General features: G+C 55.4%; 15 protein-coding genes and 1 pseudogene. 7 read left to right on the forward strand and 9 right to left on the reverse strand.

Going from position 1 to position 18,249, the window contains the following annotated elements:
- Positions 1 to 13 precede the first annotated feature (13 nt).
- Both ACUN0E_RS02550 and ACUN0E_RS02555 read left to right on the forward strand, forming a co-directional pair.
- A complete protein-coding gene (locus tag ACUN0E_RS02550) occupies positions 14 to 805 on the forward strand; it encodes an enoyl-CoA hydratase/isomerase family protein (protein ID WP_445565524.1) in 792 nt (263 codons plus the stop codon).
- 1,033 nt (positions 806 to 1,838) lie between these two features.
- Positions 1,839 to 2,108, forward strand: coding sequence for a DUF1488 family protein (locus ACUN0E_RS02555; protein ID WP_445565525.1), 270 nt, complete (start codon positions 1,839 to 1,841; stop codon positions 2,106 to 2,108).
- 201 nt (positions 2,109 to 2,309) lie between these two features.
- Here ACUN0E_RS02555 and ACUN0E_RS02560 read toward each other — a convergent pair whose 3' ends face one another.
- Positions 2,310 to 2,687, reverse strand: a complete 378-nt coding sequence (locus tag ACUN0E_RS02560; RefSeq protein ID WP_408214909.1) for a hypothetical protein — start codon at positions 2,685 to 2,687, stop codon at positions 2,310 to 2,312.
- Positions 2,688 to 3,051: 364 nt separating this feature from the next.
- Here ACUN0E_RS02560 and ACUN0E_RS02565 point away from each other — a divergent pair, with 364 nt between their 5' ends.
- The 3 genes and pseudogenes from ACUN0E_RS02565 (at position 3,052) to ACUN0E_RS02575 (ending at position 6,537) form a co-directional block, all read left to right on the forward strand.
- Positions 3,052 to 4,152 (forward strand): IS5 family transposase, encoded by a 1,101-nt coding sequence (locus ACUN0E_RS02565; protein ID WP_445570360.1) that lies wholly within the window; start codon positions 3,052 to 3,054, stop codon positions 4,150 to 4,152.
- 225 nt (positions 4,153 to 4,377) lie between these two features.
- Positions 4,378 to 5,460 carry an IS630 family transposase gene (locus ACUN0E_RS02570; protein WP_445565526.1) on the forward strand — a complete coding sequence of 361 codons (1,083 nt, stop codon included), beginning with the start codon at positions 4,378 to 4,380 and terminating at the stop codon, positions 5,458 to 5,460.
- 71 nt (positions 5,461 to 5,531) lie between these two features.
- Positions 5,532 to 6,537, forward strand: a pseudogene (locus ACUN0E_RS02575) (IS630 family transposase).
- Positions 6,538 to 6,579: 42 nt separating this feature from the next.
- Here the strand turns inward: ACUN0E_RS02575 and ACUN0E_RS02580 are convergent.
- The 4 genes from ACUN0E_RS02580 to ACUN0E_RS02595 all read right to left on the reverse strand — a co-directional run bounded on the left by ACUN0E_RS02580 (position 6,580) and on the right by ACUN0E_RS02595 (position 12,257).
- A complete protein-coding gene (locus ACUN0E_RS02580; RefSeq protein ID WP_445565527.1) occupies positions 6,580 to 7,671 on the reverse strand; it encodes a porin in 1,092 nt (363 codons plus the stop codon).
- Positions 7,672 to 7,737: 66 nt separating this feature from the next.
- Positions 7,738 to 9,078 carry an MFS transporter gene (locus tag ACUN0E_RS02585; RefSeq protein WP_445565528.1) on the reverse strand — a complete coding sequence of 447 codons (1,341 nt, stop codon included), beginning with the start codon at positions 9,076 to 9,078 and terminating at the stop codon, positions 7,738 to 7,740.
- Positions 9,079 to 9,081: 3 nt separating this feature from the next.
- On the reverse strand, positions 9,082 to 10,581 hold the full coding sequence (locus ACUN0E_RS02590) for an aldehyde dehydrogenase family protein (protein ID WP_445565529.1): 1,500 nt from the start codon (positions 10,579 to 10,581) through the stop codon (positions 9,082 to 9,084).
- Positions 10,581 to 12,257 carry a GMC family oxidoreductase gene (locus ACUN0E_RS02595; protein ID WP_445565530.1) on the reverse strand — a complete coding sequence of 559 codons (1,677 nt, stop codon included), beginning with the start codon at positions 12,255 to 12,257 and terminating at the stop codon, positions 10,581 to 10,583. The genes ACUN0E_RS02590 and ACUN0E_RS02595 overlap by 1 nt, the downstream gene beginning before the upstream one ends.
- Positions 12,258 to 12,388: 131 nt before the next feature.
- Between ACUN0E_RS02595 and ACUN0E_RS02600 the strand changes: the two genes are divergently transcribed.
- Positions 12,389 to 13,363, forward strand: coding sequence for a helix-turn-helix transcriptional regulator (locus ACUN0E_RS02600; RefSeq protein WP_445565531.1), 975 nt, complete (start codon positions 12,389 to 12,391; stop codon positions 13,361 to 13,363).
- Positions 13,364 to 13,512: 149 nt separating this feature from the next.
- Here the strand turns inward: ACUN0E_RS02600 and ACUN0E_RS02605 are convergent, their stop codons facing one another.
- A complete protein-coding gene (locus ACUN0E_RS02605) occupies positions 13,513 to 13,776 on the reverse strand; it encodes a cupin domain-containing protein (RefSeq protein WP_445565532.1) in 264 nt (87 codons plus the stop codon).
- Between the two features lie 249 nt (positions 13,777 to 14,025).
- On the opposite strand from ACUN0E_RS02605, the gene ACUN0E_RS02610 reads away from it, so the two are divergent.
- On the forward strand, positions 14,026 to 14,886 hold the full coding sequence (locus ACUN0E_RS02610; RefSeq protein ID WP_445565533.1) for an IS5 family transposase: 861 nt from the start codon (positions 14,026 to 14,028) through the stop codon (positions 14,884 to 14,886).
- Positions 14,887 to 15,170: 284 nt separating this feature from the next.
- Here the strand turns inward: ACUN0E_RS02610 and ACUN0E_RS02615 are convergent, their stop codons facing one another.
- The 3 genes from ACUN0E_RS02615 to ACUN0E_RS02625 form a co-directional block, all read right to left on the reverse strand.
- Positions 15,171 to 16,292: an N-acetylneuraminate epimerase gene (locus ACUN0E_RS02615; RefSeq protein ID WP_445565534.1), complete on the reverse strand. Its 1,122-nt coding sequence runs from the start codon at positions 16,290 to 16,292 to the stop codon at positions 15,171 to 15,173.
- Entirely contained in the window at positions 16,276 to 16,581 is a 306-nt protein-coding gene (locus tag ACUN0E_RS02620) for a porin (RefSeq protein ID WP_445565535.1), read from the reverse strand. Before ACUN0E_RS02620 ends, ACUN0E_RS02615 begins: the two co-directional genes overlap by 17 nt.
- 560 nt (positions 16,582 to 17,141) lie before the next feature.
- The gene (locus ACUN0E_RS02625; RefSeq protein ID WP_445565536.1) at positions 17,142 to 17,843 is read right to left on the reverse strand and encodes a FadR/GntR family transcriptional regulator; all 702 of its coding nucleotides are present in this window, start codon (positions 17,841 to 17,843) and stop codon (positions 17,142 to 17,144) included.
- Positions 17,844 to 18,249 lie beyond the last annotated feature (406 nt).

Here is an 18,249-nt window from a genome sequence, read left to right on the forward strand (position 1 = left end):
CGAGCGTTACAAAATGACAAACAACATCACACTGAGTCAACTTGACGACATTGCAATAGTCTCAATGGACAACGGTGGTCGAGCGAACACTATTGACTTGGCGTTGTGTGAGGGACTACTCGATGCCTTGGGCGACATCGAGCGCTCCACAATGTATCGGGCGATGATCCTGCGAGCGACAGGTGGCCTATTTTCGGCCGGAGGCGATCTCCCTCAGATCCTGGCGGCGTTGGATCAACATAATGGCTTTCTGGAATCGCTCATCAGCACATTTCATTTCGCGATTCTGGCACTACGTCGACTGCGAATACCGGTCATCGCGAGCGTACATGGCACCGCCGCAGGAGGGGGATTTTCGTTGGCGATGGCTAGCGACGTCATTGTTGCATCGAGCAAGGCACGATTTATTGTAGGATATCCGAAGCTCGGTACTTCAAGTGACGGAGGACTTTCCTTCCAGTTGGCACGTCGGTTAGGGGTGGCGCGTGCGCTGGATGTCTTTCTGCTCAAAGGTTCTCTGAGTGTAGAGGAAGCATGTTCTCTGGGACTTGTTCAACGCATTACCGCCCCGTCGTCACTTGAAGACACCGCTCTGGCGCTAGCGCGAAAGTTTGCGAGCTACCCGTTGGCTGCCGTTGCCGAAATTAAATCGCTTGTCGGAATGGGTGCGGATGACGAGTTGGAGAGACATCTCGAGCGTGAAAAGCAAGCGTTCCTACGGTGTGCCTCTACGGCCGAGTTTCGCGCGCGCGTTGCCCAATTCGTCGCCCAATCCCGAGCAAGTACAGCACCAGGGCCGGAATAATGTGCAACTTGTCGATTTGGTGACGTTCTCAAACTTCCGTCGCAGCGAGTTCGCGTGAAAGTGAAGCTCGTCCCTCGTCGTGAACCTATCAATTACAGCGATGATCCATGGGTCGCTGACCCTGGCGCTGCGGCGCAACGGCCGCAGCCAGACAAACCGATGTTCCGGCATTGCTATCACATGCTGAATATCTGCAGTGTGGCGGCTATGGCGATCTGCCGGCGGAGCAGTTCAAGACGCCGAATATGCCGTCGGGAACACGCGTGGCGCACCCGCACGAGACCGGTGAATGGCGACATGCGTCTGATGTCATCAGTGAGTTCGTAACGCTGGTCGCACTGTATGATGCCCAACTCGCAAGCGCGCGACAGCAGAAGGTCCTGGAAGCAGAGCGACAGCTAAGATGTTTTCTGGCGGGAAAGACTGACTCTCCGATTTCGCTGTCGCCGTAGTCGAGGCTCTAGTGAAACGAATTTCGTTCGTTTGCATAAATCCGTTCCCGCTGCGTCACAGTCAAGCGGGCGTCTCCGTCCAGCCAGGAACAGTTTTGCAAAACGACGTTGCGCGAAACTGTTACTTCGTCTGACGGTTATCTAGCGTGCAATGCGGAGATGTCGGCGACGGTCTCAGTGCAACGTGCTCGGAACAATTTTCCGCCACAACCGAGAACAGTTCTTTGCAAGCCGCCGATTTTCCAGCGAAATGTATACAAGACTCCTATTCATTTGACATAATTAAAGTGATCACTTCTCGTGAACCTTTTAGTTCAAATCGTGCGCTGTCGGTTGCAGCCCACTTGTCTAGTGTCGGTTTCAACCGCCCACACGCGAGAACAAAAACCCGCTTGGCAACTAAGGCTCAGGGCGATGAAGATCCAGGTAAATGCGTTATGGTGATAAGCGACCACGGGCAGCAGCCGCGCGCCAGATCGTTACGTCGTTGGTGATTGATGTGCTTGTGACTTCTGGTAAATTAATCGCTGCTCGGCGCAGTACAAATACAAAGACCGCGGATGATATCGTTGAGGTGTGTCATGGAAGTTCTTGATCGCGCGCCCGCCGTCTCGCCGGACGGACGCGCCGTGGTGTTCATGCTGTCGGTCCGCGGCCGAGACGTCGAAGCCGCGGTTGCACGTGACGCACTCGAAGAACACTTCTGGCTGCCACCTGACGCCGACGCGGCACGCGCACTCAAGACATTCGAAAGCGGTCGCAACCGCATCGTCGCGGTCGCACAAAGAAAGTTACTCGCGCGGCCCGACGAACAGCTGCGGCTGACCGTGAACGACTTCGTGACCCGGTAGCCGACCGTTGGCTGACGATGACTGTCGCGCCGCGATGCGTCTCTCATACACAAAAAGCACGACCGTTCAAATGTTGCTAATTCTTTTTATGTAAAATGTAGGAATCCGAGAGTTATCGGCAGACGAAATCAATAATGCAACGACCTCTTCGGCAAGTGCTCCACCTGAATCGCAATCTGCCAAGGCTTGCCGATACGTCGATTACGGGATCGGGGAATGGTCCGTTCCCGTCAGAAAAACCCTCAATTGCCGCTCCGCTTCGAATACTTCGTGAAGAGGAGCCCTTGCGAGCTGGGCGTCATACAGCGCCAGCAGCGCTTCAAAGTCGCTGATTACCTCGGACGCGAGCCGCCACTCTCCCGTCTCATGAGCGTGCGCCAGGGTGTTCTCAACGGCATATTCGGCGATCTTGAACTGCTCCACCAGTTGGTTGCCATAACCAGCACGCTGCAGATACCAGCTCAGGTACACCGCGCGCATAAGTTCATTGACCAGATGGCTGTTGCCATGTCCGTCGCGGCATGCGACCAGCGCAAGATGACAGGACAGCGACCGTTCACTGGCGGAGGCCCGATCCATCGGCAATAGAAGTGCTTTCGTCAGCGGCCTGCGGGCTCGGCCGGGGGACCTGTTTCGCCTGGAAGACATTTTTTTGACATTGCGACGCCGGGAAGCGATTGATTATAGCGAAGCCATATCAGAGATACGGCCGCGACGACAATCAAGGGCCGAGTTCGACCCGATTTCTGCCTGATCCCCGGCTACGGTTGATGTGCCCTCATCCAGTCGCCATTCGCCCCTCTGTCCCGGCCGCGGTCGAACGCGGCCGAAATGGCGGCTTCCGCGACGACTAGCAGGCCGGTGAAATACCTCATGTAGCGGTCATCCGGGACGCAGGTGTAAACGTTGAACTGATGTCATCAATGAGAGCGAGATGGAACGGATGCGTGGGCCAGATGGTTTTACCGAGTCAATGTTCACCGTGTTGAAGCTGGATGATTTCGTGCCGAAGGACCATCCGTTGCGTCCGATTCGCAGTTGGCTCAATGACGCGCTCAAGCGCATGGACGACGTTTTTGCGCGGATGTACGAAGCTGACGCGAAAGGTGGCCGGCCGAGCATCGCGCCGGAGAAGCTGGTGCGAGCTCTTTTGCTGCAGGTGCTGTACTCAGTTCGTAGCGAGCGCATGCTGGTGGAACAGATTTCCTACAACATGTTGTTCCGCTGGTTCGTCGGCCTGCCGATGGACGGGACCGTGTGGGACCACTCGACGTTCAGCAAGAACCGCGACCGGTTGCTCGAACACGATGTGCTGGTGTTGCTCTTCAACGAGACAGTCGAGACCGCGCGCGAGCGCGGATATCTTTCTGGAGAGCACTTTAGCGTTGACGGCACGTTGATTCAGGCATGGGCCGGGCATAAGAGCTTTGTGCCCAAGGCAAGTCCGGACAAAGACGACACGCCTCCTGACGAACCGCCCGCGCCGAATGACAACTGGCACGGACAGAAGCGCAGTAACGAGACGCACCAATCCACGACGGACGAGCAGGCGCGCCTGTTTCGCAAGAGCAAAGGAACCGGAGCGATGCTCTGTTATATGGGCCACGTGCTGACCGACAACCGGCATGGCCTGGTGGTCAACGCACAGGTGACGCTGGCGACGGGCACCGCCGAGCGCGACGCGGCCGGGCGGATGCTTGCTGATGCCGCAAGTGTTGCGCCACTCGGCATCACAGTCGGCGCGGACAAGAACTACGACACCGCCGGTTTCGTGGCCAGTTGTCGAGCGAACCGTGTGACGCCGCATGTGGCGCAAAACGATGGGCGTCCAGGAGGTTCAGCAATTGACGAGCGAACTACGCGTTGGCCGGGTTACGCAGTCAGCCAGCAAAAACGTAAGCGCATTGAGCAGGTGTTCGGATGGGGCAAGACGGTCGGACGAATTCGACAAGCGATGTATCGAGGACTTGAACGCGTAGACCAGCTCTTCGTGTTGACGCAGGTCGGCTACAACCTGACGCGTATGCGCACACTTTCCGGTTGAGGAGCAGGAAGCAATGGATAACACCGATATGGCGAACCCGCGAGCAACGTCGAATGCCCGCAAACGTGTTCCGCGTTTCAAAAATGCGAACCGAGCATCCGTCGTAATGCACCTGAGCGCATCAACGACGGATATTTCACCGGCCTGCTAGTATTCTGTCCCAGAAATAACTTGTCGTAAATTTCGATTGTTCTATGATCAAATCCGGGAGAACAGGAGGCGACCATGGGACGCAAGGGAATCGAGGTTGTGGTGTCGGAACTGGAACGAGAGCAATTGCTGTCAATGAGCCGCTCACGTTCGCTGCCTCATTCTCTGGTCCGTCGTGCAAAGATTGTTTTGATGGCGGCTGATGGCCATACGAGCCAGGAAATTGCGATGCAGTGCGAAGTGACGCCACCGGCGATCACACACTGGAAGAAGCGGTTTGTCGCGCACGGGCTTGCCGGCCTGCATGATGAAGCCCGCCCGGGCCGCCCGCGCACACATGACGATGAGGTGGTAGCGGAACTGCTCGCCAGGGTACTGCATGAGAAGCCGAACGGGGCGACGCACTGGAGCGTGCGTTCCGCTGCTGCGCAGACAGGGATTTCAAAGAGTTCGGTGGCCCGATATCTATCGCTGTTCGGTGTGCAGCCCCATCGTTCAAAGAGCTTCAAACTGTCTACCGATCCGTACTTCGTCGAGAAGGTGCGCGATATTGTCGGGCTGTACCTGAGCCCACCGATCAATGCCCTGGTGCTGTGCGTGGACGAGAAGAGCCAGTGCCAGGCGCTGGAGCGTACGCAGCCGATGTTGCCGATGGGGTTAGGCTATCTCGAAGGGGTGACGCATGATTACGTCCGGCATGGCACCACGACCCTGTTCGCTGCGCTCAACACTGCAACAGGGGAAGTCATTGCGCAATGCAAGCCGCGCCACCGGCATCAGGAATTTCTGGCGTTTCTCAGGCATATTGACCTGGCGGTGCCGGCCAATCTCGATGTGCATCTGATTGTCGATAACTATGCGACACACAAGCATCCGAAGGTCAAGGCATGGCTGGCCAGGCACACGCGCTACCACATGCATTTCACGCCGACCTACTCGAGCTGGCTCAATCAGGTTGAACGCTGGTTTGGCCTGATTACGCAGCAGGCGATCCGTCGAGGGTCGTTCAGGAACGTGCGCCAACTCATTGCCGACATCGAGCGTTACATCGAGCAATACAACGAGCACAAGCGGGCTTTCGTCTGGACCGCGACAGCCGATTCCATTCTCCGGAAAGTGGCTCGGGTATGCAAAGTTATTTCTGGGACAGAATACTAGTGTGCCGTTCTGTTGTTAACTAATCTATGTTCACGTAGCATGCTGGTATCAACGGAACGGGAGATACCTGCATGCCGATGGGACGGCCGAAGGCCGAACTGGTGTTGAGTGAAGATGAGCGCTCGCAACTGACTTCGATAGCGCGTTCGCGCTCGATTTCGGCGGCGCTGGTGACGCGTGCGCGCATCGTGCTGGCTGCTGCTGCCGGGGAGCCCAACAGCGCCATTGCCCAGCGTCTTCAGCTCACGCGTGCGACGGTGGGCAAGTGGCGTATCCGGTTCCTGGAGCATCGCATCAACGGGCGGTATGACGAAGTGCGCCCCGGCAAGCCGCGCACGATCGCCGCCGAAACGGCTATCTCGCCCACGAGTGTGCACCGTTACTTCAAGCTGCTGGGCCTGCAACCGCATCGCAGCGAAAGCTTCAAGCTCTCGACCGATCAATTCTTCATCGAGAAACTGCGCGACGTGGTCGGCCTGTACCTGAGCCCACCGGAGAACGCACTGGTACTGTGCGTGGACGAGAAGAGCCAATGCCAGGCGCTCGGACGCACGCAACCCATGCTGCCGATGGGCTTCGGCTACGTCGAAGGTGTTACCCACGACTACGTTCGTCACGGCACCACGACACTGTTCGCCGCCCTGAACGTACTCAATGGCGCAGTGCTCGCCACCTGCAAGCCGCGCCATCGGCATCAGGAGTTCCTGTCGTTTCTGCGCGAAATCGACAAAGCCGTACCGGCTGAACTCGACGTGCACTGCATCGTGGACAACTATGGCAGTCACAAGCATCCCAAGGTCAAGGCGTGGCTCGCAGCAAAGCCCCGCTGGCACATGCATTTCATCCCTACCTACAGTTCGTGGCTCAATCAGGTCGAACGCTTCTTTGCGCTGATCACCGACAAGGCCATCCGCAGATGGCTCGTTTGGCTCGGTCAAACAACTGATCACGCGTATCGATCAGTTCGTTTCCCACTACAACGAAAACTGCAAACCATTCATGTGGACCGCTTCCGCTGATTCCATCCTCGAAAAGCTACACAGACTTTGTTCGCGAATCAGCGGAACGGGACACTAGCAGGATGCCCGCGGTCGCGCAGGCCCGACCCCAACCCCGACCTCAGAACGTGTGTTGAAGGCCCACGCGCACTGCAGTCTGCTCGGTTGAGTCCGAAACTGATCCGTAAGCCGCTTGTGCTTGAGCGCCAAAGGCGTGGTCACGGGCAAGCGTCGCAGCAATGTAGGTTGAAGTACGCTTGCTCAAAAGATAGTCAGCTACGATAGTCAATTGATTGGCGCTCGCCAACCCATTGTTTCGCGTTTGCAGCTGATAGCTAGCACCAAGCAAAATATCGGGCCTCAGATTATAAGTAGCGCCACCTTCGTAAGTTGTTGCGCTCGGCGTCGTATCCAATCCGATTTCGACATGGGTCACCAGTCCAAAAATATTGGCGTTGCCAATCTTGTACGAGGCGCCTCCCACGAACTCGCGCGTGTTGACATGCCTTGCCTCGGAATTGTTGTGAACAGCGATGTAACCAAGCGATGCGCTCAGGTCGCCAACGTTGTAGCTGATCACAGCGTTCGTGGTTGCGCCTGTGCCTAATGACCCCGCCACGTTGCCGAGTCCGTACATAGCGTTCAATTTAAATCCGCCGACGCTCGGTGAGGAGTAAGACACGGCATTGCCGACGTTCTCCCCCCAAACCCGGTCATCGAGCGAATATCCGCCGGCGGCGTCGGAGTGCAGACTCCATCCGAGAAGACCTGCCGGCGTCAAGGCACCGATGCTATAAAACGGAAATATCTGACCGATGAAGTCGTATTGCTGGCCGAGGTCAATTTCGCCGACGGGGCTGCGGACGCCAACATATGCCTGTCGGTTGAATTCGCTGCCAGTGACCGCCTGCGCTCCGTTCGAAGAAGAAAAACCGCTCTCCAGCTTGAATACCGTCTTCCAGTCGCCACCCAGATCCTCACTCCCGGTCAGGCCCCAGTGTTCGCCGATCGTGCTTCCGGAGATAAACTGCAGTTCGTGACTTGCCCCTGAACTGGTCCTCACATTGTTGGTATAGGTGATGCCATCGTCCAGCACACCGTAGAGCTGCAATGACGAATCTGCGAATGCCGTGGAGGTTACCAGGCACAGAGTCAAGCCACAAATCTTTTTCAAGAAATTCCCCAGTACTTTAAGGTCGATCCGCAAATCCATCAAGTCATATAGATTAGCTTACCTAAATGTCTATGCAGATATATTGTGAAGATGCACAGCGCGATATCAGGCCAGACTGGACCTCTGCTTCTCAAGGCGCTCCCGGATCGTCGCATGAGCACGGGCGTCGACCGGATACAACAGCATCACCATTGCTCCGAACACCAGAAGTAATGCAGGTAGATAGAGGCCAACCAGATTGACTGCTCGTGCACCTGCTTCGGTTAGAGTTTGCGATGGATCGAATCCCAGCTTCGACAGCAACGGCATCGCGATACCAACACTGGCAGCGATCGCAAGCTTGTAAATCAGGTTATAGATCGCCATGTACAGCCCTTCTTTCCTGCCACCGCCATTCAGTTCTCCGACATCTGCGGCGTCTGCCACGACCGCCGTCGGCAACACCCAGATAGGCGCGATGACGACGCCGAGCACAGCAAAAAACATGACTATGTCTGTCGTGTGATGCGGACGCGCTTGCGCGAGGACGCAAAATGCCACTGCGGTCATTACGGCGGATCCCGCAATCACTCTATGTTTTCCAAGACGGTTGGCAAGTTTGACGACAAGCGGCGTAACTGCGGTACAAATCAAGAATTGGAGGAAGACAACCTTCAGAAAATTCGATCCGGAAAAACCAAGTCGCTTTTCGAGAACGAAAAGTAGTCCTGCATTGTAAATATAGACGCCTAGCCAGATCGCCAGAAACGCGAAGAGGAGGTGCCCAAAAGTCTTATTATTACCAAGCGTCCTGACTGCCTTTGAGAGGGAAACCTTCTCATACGTCCCAGCCGGAAAATCCGGTGTGCGTCGGAGAGCCATAAATGTGGTTATTGGCAGCAGGATCAGCGTGAGCAGTGCAAAGACACCGAGAATTTCCCGGAGCGACGGCTCGTGGTTGTAAAAAACAATGGCGGGCACTCCTGTCGCAAGCAAAACGCCGATCATCGTCCCGCATTCCCGATACCCGACAACCCGATTTCTCTCGCGATAGTCACCGGAAAGCTCGGCCCCCCACGAAAGATAGGGAATCTGAACGACCGTCCATGTCAAGTAAAAGAAGAAGATGACGGCGAACAGATATTTCTGTGTTACCTGAGCCGGAGGTTGAAAAAGTAGGTACATCGCCATCAACAGTGGAACGATGCCGAACGCGATCCACGGTTTTCTACGCCCCCACTTTGATTGGGTCTGATCGGAAAGTGATCCGATTAAAGGATCGATAAATGCATCCCACAGTCTCGCGATGAAAAATATAAAGCCGATAGCAGGCATACTCAGCTTCATCTCCGTCGCATAAAATGGCGGAATGTAGATGATCGGCGGCATCAAAAGCATGGACAACGGAATAGCCGGTCCGGCATACCGAAGCAATGTTCCGAGGGAAAGTGCGCGCGTGTTGTTCATTAGTTACCCCGTGATTTCCAATGACATGAGTCTCGAATAGCTCTCTAGAGCTTCGAGACCCGTCTCGACACCAAAACCCGACGCCCGTGCTGGCTCCGACCCTAGCGAAAAGCCGACTCCACGTGCCGGTTCCAGGCTAGCTCGAATCTTGAGCTTGCCGACAACCAGTTCGTTGCTTACCTTCTGAATCGCTCTGAAATCTCGGGTCCAGACGCTTGCCGAGAGGCCGTACTCGGTACAATTGGCTATCTCAATTGCCTGCTCAATGCTGTCGAACGTAGTGATCGCTAGAACGGGGCCGAAAATTTCTGTTTGCGCGATGAAGTCACGCGGTTGAACCTGGTCGAAGACGACGGGATTCAGGTAGCTCCCGCTTCGTGACAAGACCTCCTGCGACGGCTCCAGCAGGCAACGATTTCCTTCACCCTTTGCCTGATTGATTTGGGCAATCATCCGGTCTCGTTGCGAACGGTTGACGATCGTCCCGAAAGACGAAGCGGGGTCGAAAGGGTTTGACGGAATTCGACGCGACGACGCAGCACACAACTCCTCGGTAAGGCGCGCAGCCAGATCCTTGTGTACGAGCACCCTGGAGCTGGCGACACAGAGCTGCCCCTGATTCGCATAGGTCTCTGCTGCAATCCGCTCTGCCAACGATGAAAGGTCATCGTCCATATCGGGCATGACGATCGACGCATTCTTCCCGCCGCATTCCATCAGGATCGGCTTGCCGTTAGATTCTGCTGCCGCTCTCATAATTTTTCGGCCGGTCTGATGCGATCCCGTGAAAGTGATCATGTCGCAGGCAGCGCTACGGGCAATCAGGTCGCCAATGTGCTCGCCGGTCCCTGTGACGACGTTGAGCACCCCATTGGGCAGCCCCGCTTCGCTTGCGAGCTTCGCAATGAGAAGCGTCGAAAGATACGCATGCTCCGAGGGCTTTAGGACGACTGAATTAGATGCGCAAAGAACCGGGGCGATCTTCAATGCAGCGTTACAAGTCGGATAATTCCACGGAGCGATGGCTCCGATCACACCACGCGGCGCGTACTTGTTATACGCCAGAACGGAGCTTTCGCTGACCATGCTTTTTGCGAACCACTTGTCGAGCGACTCGGCATAGTATCTGAAGAGATACGCGGACACGTGTGCATCAAACGTAGCGTCAGAGATGGTTTTGCCCATCTCGCCGGCGTCCAGCACGCCCAACAATTCGGCGTTCTCGTCGATCTTCGCTGCGAGCGCAAGCAGGATCTCCCGCTTTTCGTACGGAGGTACCCGTTGCCAGGCCTGCGTATCGCTAATCCGTCGGGCCGCTTGCAATGCGTTGGCGACATCAACTTTTCGGCTGAAGCGAGTAACGAAAAGCTCCTCGCCGGTACCCGGATGCACCTTCTTGAAGGTTGGGTCCACTTCACCAGGCACGTAGGCGCCATCAATAAACGAAGCACCTAGTTGTTCTTGTTGACGAACAATATCAAGTCCAGAATTTTTTTCTGTCATTATCTATTTGCAGCGTTAAGAATAAAATCTGAAGCACGTTCCGCGATCATGATCGTGGGAACATTTGTGTTTGCGCTCGGGATTACCGGCATAACAGATGCGTCGACAACGCGTACGTTACAAGTCCCGTGGACAATCAGTTCATTGCTGACTACGGCGTTCTCGTCCGCACCCATGCGGCAGGTCCCGCTCGGGTGGTACATCGGGAAAGCTGCTTCCTGAATGTAATTTCGCCATGCAGCTTCTGAATCGACACTCTTTCCGGGCAATCTCTCGTCAAGTGCATACTTCGAGAACGCGCGACTTTCGAAGATACCCCGTGCCAACCGGCCGCCATGCACGAGTAGATTCAAGTCCGCGGCATTGTCGACAAGCTTGTGATCGATAAACGGCTTCGCCTGCGGGTCTGCGGATCGCAAGAACACTCTTCCGCGCGTCTCAGGCCGGCAAACGTTAACTGCGATCATGACTGCCGGTTTGTGATACAACGTCACACCCTTGTCCGAGAAATCGTAGGCGATAGGCGAAAACGAGAGTTGTAATGTGGGTGCCGGCGCATCGGGTGAGTCACGGACAAATGCAACGCCATGTCCGATGGACGTCGTAGCTGGGCCCCGTCCGCGCAAGAGAAAATCGAGTCCATGGACAACCAATCTGTCGAGCCTCACTTCCTTATTCAAAGTACGTACGTTGACGTGCTCGAATAGCAAAATTCCTGGATGTTCCTGCAAATTCCTACCGACACCCGTCAAATCATGGAGAACGGGAATACCAACATTCCGGAGATGCTCGCCTGGACCAATGCCGGAAAGCATCAGGAGTTTTGGCGACGCAATTGCGCCCGCCGATAAAATGACCTCCTTGTTGCAGTGCGCTTTGTTTTGTCTGCCTGCCTTCAGAAAACTGACGCCGGTGGCCCTATCGCCTTCGAGATTGATCTTCGTGACGAAGGCGCGGGAAATGACCCTCAGGTTTTTCCGTTCGAGCGCGGGGCGAAGGTATGCCTGTGCAGTGCTATGTCGCCATCCCTTCTTTTGTGACGCCTCCGAACGGCCGATTCCTTCCTGCTTTTCCCCATTAGTATCATTGTTTGCGGGAATTCCGATTTCGACGCCGCCGCCAATAAAAGCCTCTGTGATTGGACTGTGAACGCGAGTTTGGGACGCGTGCAGTGGCCCATTACGACCCCGAAATGCATCTACTCCGGTTTCGCTGGTTTCCATGCGCTTGAAAAAAGGGAGTACCTCCTCGTACGACCATCCTTTGTTTCCCAGATTCGCCCAGTTGTCATAGTCATAACGGCTTCCTCGCACATACATCATGCCGTTGATCGAGGATCCGCCCCCGAGGACCTTGCCGGCAGGCCAGATGTCCTGCCGCCCGCCGCGCGTCGGATCCGGCAAAACGTCGTATTTCCAGTTATAGCGATCGCTTGCTATCGCCTTGACCTCGCCGGCAGGAATGCGAATAACTGGCGAAGAGTCTCCGGGTCCCGCCTCCAGCAGCAGTACCGACCACTGTCCGCTCTCGGATAGGCGGTTTGCGAGAACGCACCCAGCCGAACCGCCTCCAACCACTATGTAATCAAAGTTCACGATTTTTCCAAACAGAGATTTGGTACTGACAGCGATATTACGCGGAGAGCATGCAAGCTGACTTATGAGCAAAAATGACATTCTTATGGTCCACGGCAGTACCTCCTGCCGCAATTTTGAGCAGCCGGACGACTCGCGTACAATGGCCCGAATAGAGCGGACGTTGGGCTCAAACATTTGGGCAAGATAAACACGGGGGCGGCGACCTAACCATGCCAGCAATGACTAGTCGTGACAGCATGTCGGAATTGACCGCCCTCTCCGGCAACGATCCCTATTGGAATGGCATGCCGGGGGCCGCTCGCATTTCTAGATCGGGAGCCGGTATTGATTTCGAGGAATTTTTCGACGTCAGCGGCCGCTGTCTCGTTTCATTGCGCGACGGAATAAATTGCCATTCGGAGCATCATGTTTATCGGGGAGAGGATCTCGTCAAGTTCCATATTCGACTCAGAGGCACGTCGACCATCTCGCTCGACGACGCACCCGCGAGTGAAGTTGGCGGCCCCCTGTTTGGCGCGATGATTCAGCCGTCCGGGTGCGCAAAAGTCGAGATGTGGAATGCCTTGGAACATCAACGTTGGATCACTTTGGTTCTCGACAGGGAAGCGTTCGCAGATGTGTTTGCATCGGCTCTGGACGTCTTTCCCGTACCCCTTCGCAACCTGGCATCTAAGGGGGCGGCTGAGCCCTTTCAACTGAGGGGAGAATTGAGAGGCGATTTTTCGAGCGCCGCCGCTGCTATGCTTGAATCAAAGTTGTGCGGCTCGATGCGCCGGCTCTATTTCGAATCGAAGACGCTGGAGCTGCTCTTAAATATCGCAAATTATTTCAATGCTACGACAGGAAAGTCGGCAAAAAAACAAAATCTGACCTTGAGAGATCGCGAAAAAATCCGAGAGCTTCACGATCTATTGAAATCTGATTCATTACCAAACATCAGCATCGATTCCTTGTCAACAGAGCTAGCAATCAATCGCGATAAATTGATGAAGGGTTTTAAGCAAATGTACGGACAGACCATTACAGAGACGGCCTTGTACTTCAAAATGCATCGGTCGCGGTCGCTCTTAAATCAAGGACAATCAGTTACCCAAGTCGCACTGGAGACTGGATATGCTTACGTGAGCAATTTCTCGACGGCATACCGGAGATTTTTCGGCGTTTCCCCCAAAAAAGATTGTTAATGCCAAGCGGGCGCGCGAAATAACTCAAGGTGGGTTGCTCTCGTGCGCTTCCGACAGCCCAGGCGCCCGCGACTGCCGTCGCCAGAATGAGACCACTCCGGCGATCATTAACGCCGCAACCCTCACCACGATGGAGAACGGAACAGTCTTCAGTGTGGCATTTCCGTAGAGTTGCTCATTAAGACGACTGCCTCCTTGTGCACGGCAAAATAGGCGTGAGGCGTCGAGGCGTCAAAAAGCACACTGTCGCCGGTCTGCAGGATCAGAGGCTCATAAACCTGTGTGTAAAGGGCTACAGGACCCTTCAATACGAAGACGAATTCTTCGCCGGGGTGTGAAAGATACGAATTCACCGTCGCCGGTACTTTCTCCGTGATCAACACGCGCCAGAACAGGTTAGCCTTATCGCTCATGTCGCCGCAGAGAACCTCATACGTCTTCCCATCTTTCAGAAACTTCGGTCCGCCTCCAGCGACTGTTATGGCCCGACGGGCAACTGGGCGATTGTCTACCCGGCCTCCGGGGTTCAACAGGAACGCGGCCGGGATACAACTGGTTGCGAGTTTTCGGTCGGTGCCGAATTTGTCTGGGAGCCGCGCCAGGCGTGGATTTTTGATGAGCGGATCCGGATCGGTTAAAGTCCAGATTTATGGACGCGGCGAATGACCGGAAACCCCGGCTGGCAAGCAATTCCAACGAAATTGAGCCTTGAGCAGTTCGAGGAATTTGTCTTGCCACATCTGAGCCGTGGCCGACGAGGCCCACCGCCCACGCTGTCGTCGCACAAAATCTTCAACTACATCCTGCAACTGCTGTACATGGGCTGCCAATGGAAGATGCTGCCGATCGAAAGGAATACAGAAGGTCTCCCAGAAATCCACTACACACGTATCTACCGGGCGATGCGGCGCTGGCAGGCCAACGGCTTTATCGACAAGATATTTTCCAGCTCGGTGCGCAAGCTTCATCAGGACCAGCTGCTCGACCTCTCGGTCATTCACGGCGACGGCACGACCACGGCAGCGAAGAAGGGAGGCGACAATCTGGGGTACAGCGGGCATAAGCACCTGAAAGGCGACAAGGTCGTTGCCTTCTGCGATCGTCATTGCAACGTGATCGCGCCATCTGTTTCTGCCCCGGGCAACCGCAACGAATCGCCGCTGTTGCGTGACGCGCTGCCCAAGCTGAGCCAGATGGCCAGCGCCATTGACCTGGACCTACAGGGCGCAACCGTCAGTCTGGACGGCGTCTACGACTGCCGGGCCAACCGCAAGGCGATCTTCAACCGGGGCATGATTCCTAATATTCCCGAGAACTCGCGCGGACGCAAAAAGCCCAAGCGGGGCCGCAAGCAACGCTTCAATCCGGCCATCTTCGAGGAGCGCTTTCGGACCATCGAACATGTCTTTGCCTGGGAGGACAAATTCCGCCGCCTGCTGCTTCGCTTCGAGCACCTGAGTCAGGTCCACTACGCGCTCAAAACTCTTGCCTACACGATGATCAATCTGCGGCACTACTGCTGACCCTCAGCGTTGATGCGAGCAGCAAGGCGATGGTGCTTCACGCCAGGGAGTCGCATGCCAATTTAATACGTCATACTGATAAATAATAATCACACGTCACAAAACACGTAAATCCATTCACAACCAAAACCCTCCTCGACCGTCCTCGCATTTCATCGCACCACCCCCGGCTTGCGTTGCACGGAAACTAGCAACCAGTTGAATGCCATAAAATCAAGGACAACCCGATTCAACTGCAAACGCTTGCCCCTGATTTCACATATCCCAGCGTGCCGGCATATTGATCACGGAGCAACGATGCTCGCCGACTTGCCCTCCCACCGCAGCAGCTGAACGGAGGCAATTGCCTTTCCCTGCTGGTTCTCGCCGCCGACCAGAAGTACACCATTGTCGGCCATGAAGGACAGACCATAGGCTCTCGACTCCGGCAAATGTCCGGCCGCCTGCCACTTTCCGTCGACGAGCGCGTAGACATCGTCGTGCCAGGTTTTCTGCAAACCACGATGCGCGTAGTTCTGCCCCTGCCGATACTGGTTCCATGCACCCGGGAAATTGGCGCCGCCGGCCACAAGCAGAACACCGTTGCTATAGCCCGCGAACGCGCCCGCCAGCCCTTCCTGCTGCGACTGTCCCGTCGGCGCGACCAGATCCGGCCCGCTGTGCGATGCCACCCTATCGTCGTCGATCGTAAAGCGATTGACTTTGTAGGAACGCAATCCCGGCTTCAACTCCCCGTTTATCAGCGTGACTTCGTTACCGTTTACTGCTACTGCCGCACCCGCTGTGGGCGGGTACGCAACCTTGCCGAGGGTTCCCCATATGTTCTCGGCCGGCGTATAACTCAACACGTCGGTTGAAAACAGGTAGTCTTGCGGCCGCTTGCCAAGGTACGCGTTTGCAATCTCGCTCTTGCGTTTCTCGTCGCTGCCTGCCGCTTTCAGGTCCTGGAAATAGCCATCGAAGATCGCCTTGTTGACGCCACTGAAGAACAGCACACGCTGCCCGTCGATAGACACGGCCACCGCACCCAGCAAGCCGAGCGGGCTGTGCGTTTCGAGCTTCCGCCAGTTGTTGGCCACCGGGTCGAAGCAGTAAACATCCTGGAACATTACCGTGTCCGTGCTGTTGTCGGACCGCTTGATCTCCCCTGCGCCACCGAAGATATAGATCTTTCCGTCAACAGACGCGGCGACACTCTGATCGCGGGGTTCGGCTGGGAAATCCGCAAGACGTTGCCACTTCGACTCGGGCGCAGAAAGGTCGAGTGAGAACCAGTCTTTTCCAGCGGATCCGAGCCCCGCATAAATGACATGTCCGACCTTGACGCCCGCTCCGTTCTTGAGCGGAACAGGAAGTTCCGGATAGGCCGTTACCGCGTATGCAGTTGCGCTACTGAAAATAGCCATAATGATGCCAACCTTTAAAATCGGTATAAGAAGCTAACCATGTTGTCTCCATACTGAACTGCAGGTCGAAGACTACGGAATGGCCACCACCGAGATCTTCCTGACCTTTGAATCCCAGCAGACTCTCCTCTCCCTGTCCCTCACGAAACTGACCGTTGCCATCGATTTCCCTGCCGATACTGGCATCGGCACGGCCGTATATTGTCAGCGACGATTGAGCCATTAAGCGTGGATCTGTCGAGCCGAAACACACCGCGATTGATAACTTCAGAGCTTCCCGGGATTTCATGTATATGAATTTTTCGTTGCCTGCGTGAAAGAGATATCGCCAGCCCGTGAACTTCGCGCTTAACTTCGCATTACTTATTTAATTATTGGCTGCTTGCCACATGAATCAGTTGCCTCAGACCGACAATGCTTCGACGTTCCCCCCACTACGGCGCCAATGTAACGCCGGGCTACGGGTCATCGAAACGAGCACTTGCCCCGCACGCTCTGCAAGAACGCCTTCAGGCTCTCATGCACAAGTTCGCGCGGACACTTACTTTACAACCCGAAATACCAGATATCGGATATCAAATGTGGTGGGCGAAATCCTAACACATCAAGATTTGTGGGAGATCAGTATTTGCCCTGAAGGTGCATCGCCCGGTTGGCAATGGCCAACCCGTAGAGCTTTGTTTCAGGATGCGAATTGCGAAAAGAGATTTCGGTGGGCAATGTCGCCGCGAAGTAAAACGGAAGGAGGAAAACCGCCCGGACGCAGCGATGGGCAGCGTCCAGACGTCCTATAAGCGCGTGGGGTTACAAGGTGTGGCGTGAGGCCAGTTCGAGTGAAACATCATTAAGTCAGGACGCTTCCCTGATCATCGGTGACGCATCCATCCGGGAAAATATCGTGTTGAAGTGTCTTTCGTAAGCAATCATCAGTCCGTTCAGGTCCTTGGCCTCAATCATCTTCACGATATCAGCATGGTCACGCGCAGACGCCTCCAGCGCCTTGCGCGTTGGCGGTAGCTCGCTATGATTCATGCGATTGAACACACGCCAGAAAAGATCGGTCAGCGTGCCCAGAAACGCATTGCCAAGGCAACGGTACATCGTAGCGTGAAACTGCCGGTCCTCTTCTTCGAAAAGCTCTCCGACTTTCGCCTTCTTCACCATCCGGCTTGCCAACTCCCGGAGTTCCTGGACATCGGCCGGCGAAATTTGTCTTAGCACTGCTGGAACGGAGCCAAGTTCGATCGCGGCCCGAACGTGCAGCAGATCCCTGACGCTGCGACCGCTGGAGACGAACGCATAAGGGAGGTTCTCGATAATCGAATCGAAAGAGAATGCCTTCACGTAGATACCTTCCCCGTGACGCGACTCCACAATACCAAGCGACTCGAGGCTTTTCACGGCTTCGCGCAATGACGGCCGGCTAATACCCAGATCCTGGGCCAGCACACCCTCAGGTGGCAGCGCGTCGCCAAATCGCAACTGATGATCTTCGATGTATTTCTTGATTTCTATCTGGGCCTGCCGGTAGGCAGGAACACGAGCGGTCATTTTCATCTCCACCTTCCCATGAAGTTTGCCTTAGCGCGACAAGCTTTGCGACAAGGTCGCAACGAAGCGCTTGCAACGTCGACTTTTGGAATGCTAGGATAAGACATCAGATATCTGATTCTAACACAGTAAAAAATGGACTCCTTCGCTCGCTGACCCGACTGGGAAAGCACGGGTGATGCGGTCGCTCCCCAGCGAGCTTGACGGATTCGCCGTGCTGCGCCGGCTCCAGATGTGCTTCATATTTTCATCCGGCAGGCGCAACGTTATTGTACGTAGACCGAATTAAATAGAGATATTCACGTTTGGTACGGATTGATCCAGGCGAGCAACCCGTCCTTACACCCAAACGGGAGGAAATATGGCAAACCCGTCGATTGCGTATCGAGTGGCAAGGTGGTTTTTT

The organism is Paraburkholderia sp. D1E (assembly GCF_052682275.1).

What these genes read in the sequence shown, in the direction of transcription:
- ACUN0E_RS02550 (WP_445565524.1), top strand. Translation starts at nt 14, where the DNA reads ATGACAAACAACATCACACTGAGTCAACTTGACGACATTGCAATAGTC.
- ACUN0E_RS02555 (WP_445565525.1), top strand. Translation starts at nt 1,839, where the DNA reads ATGGAAGTTCTTGATCGCGCGCCCGCCGTCTCGCCGGACGGACGCGCC.
- ACUN0E_RS02560 (WP_408214909.1), bottom strand. Translation starts at nt 2,687, where the DNA reads ATGGATCGGGCCTCCGCCAGTGAACGGTCGCTGTCCTGTCATCTTGCG.
- ACUN0E_RS02565 (WP_445570360.1), top strand. Translation starts at nt 3,052, where the DNA reads ATGCGTGGGCCAGATGGTTTTACCGAGTCAATGTTCACCGTGTTGAAG.
- ACUN0E_RS02570 (WP_445565526.1), top strand. Translation starts at nt 4,378, where the DNA reads ATGGGACGCAAGGGAATCGAGGTTGTGGTGTCGGAACTGGAACGAGAG.
- ACUN0E_RS02580 (WP_445565527.1), bottom strand. Translation starts at nt 7,671, where the DNA reads ATGGATTTGCGGATCGACCTTAAAGTACTGGGGAATTTCTTGAAAAAG.
- ACUN0E_RS02585 (WP_445565528.1), bottom strand. Translation starts at nt 9,078, where the DNA reads ATGAACAACACGCGCGCACTTTCCCTCGGAACATTGCTTCGGTATGCC.
- ACUN0E_RS02590 (WP_445565529.1), bottom strand. Translation starts at nt 10,581, where the DNA reads ATGACAGAAAAAAATTCTGGACTTGATATTGTTCGTCAACAAGAACAA.
- ACUN0E_RS02595 (WP_445565530.1), bottom strand. Translation starts at nt 12,257, where the DNA reads ATGTCATTTTTGCTCATAAGTCAGCTTGCATGCTCTCCGCGTAATATC.
- ACUN0E_RS02600 (WP_445565531.1), top strand. Translation starts at nt 12,389, where the DNA reads ATGCCAGCAATGACTAGTCGTGACAGCATGTCGGAATTGACCGCCCTC.
- ACUN0E_RS02605 (WP_445565532.1), bottom strand. Translation starts at nt 13,776, where the DNA reads ATGAGCGATAAGGCTAACCTGTTCTGGCGCGTGTTGATCACGGAGAAA.
- ACUN0E_RS02610 (WP_445565533.1), top strand. Translation starts at nt 14,026, where the DNA reads ATGACCGGAAACCCCGGCTGGCAAGCAATTCCAACGAAATTGAGCCTT.
- ACUN0E_RS02615 (WP_445565534.1), bottom strand. Translation starts at nt 16,292, where the DNA reads ATGGCTATTTTCAGTAGCGCAACTGCATACGCGGTAACGGCCTATCCG.
- ACUN0E_RS02620 (WP_445565535.1), bottom strand. Translation starts at nt 16,581, where the DNA reads ATGAAATCCCGGGAAGCTCTGAAGTTATCAATCGCGGTGTGTTTCGGC.
- ACUN0E_RS02625 (WP_445565536.1), bottom strand. Translation starts at nt 17,843, where the DNA reads ATGACCGCTCGTGTTCCTGCCTACCGGCAGGCCCAGATAGAAATCAAG.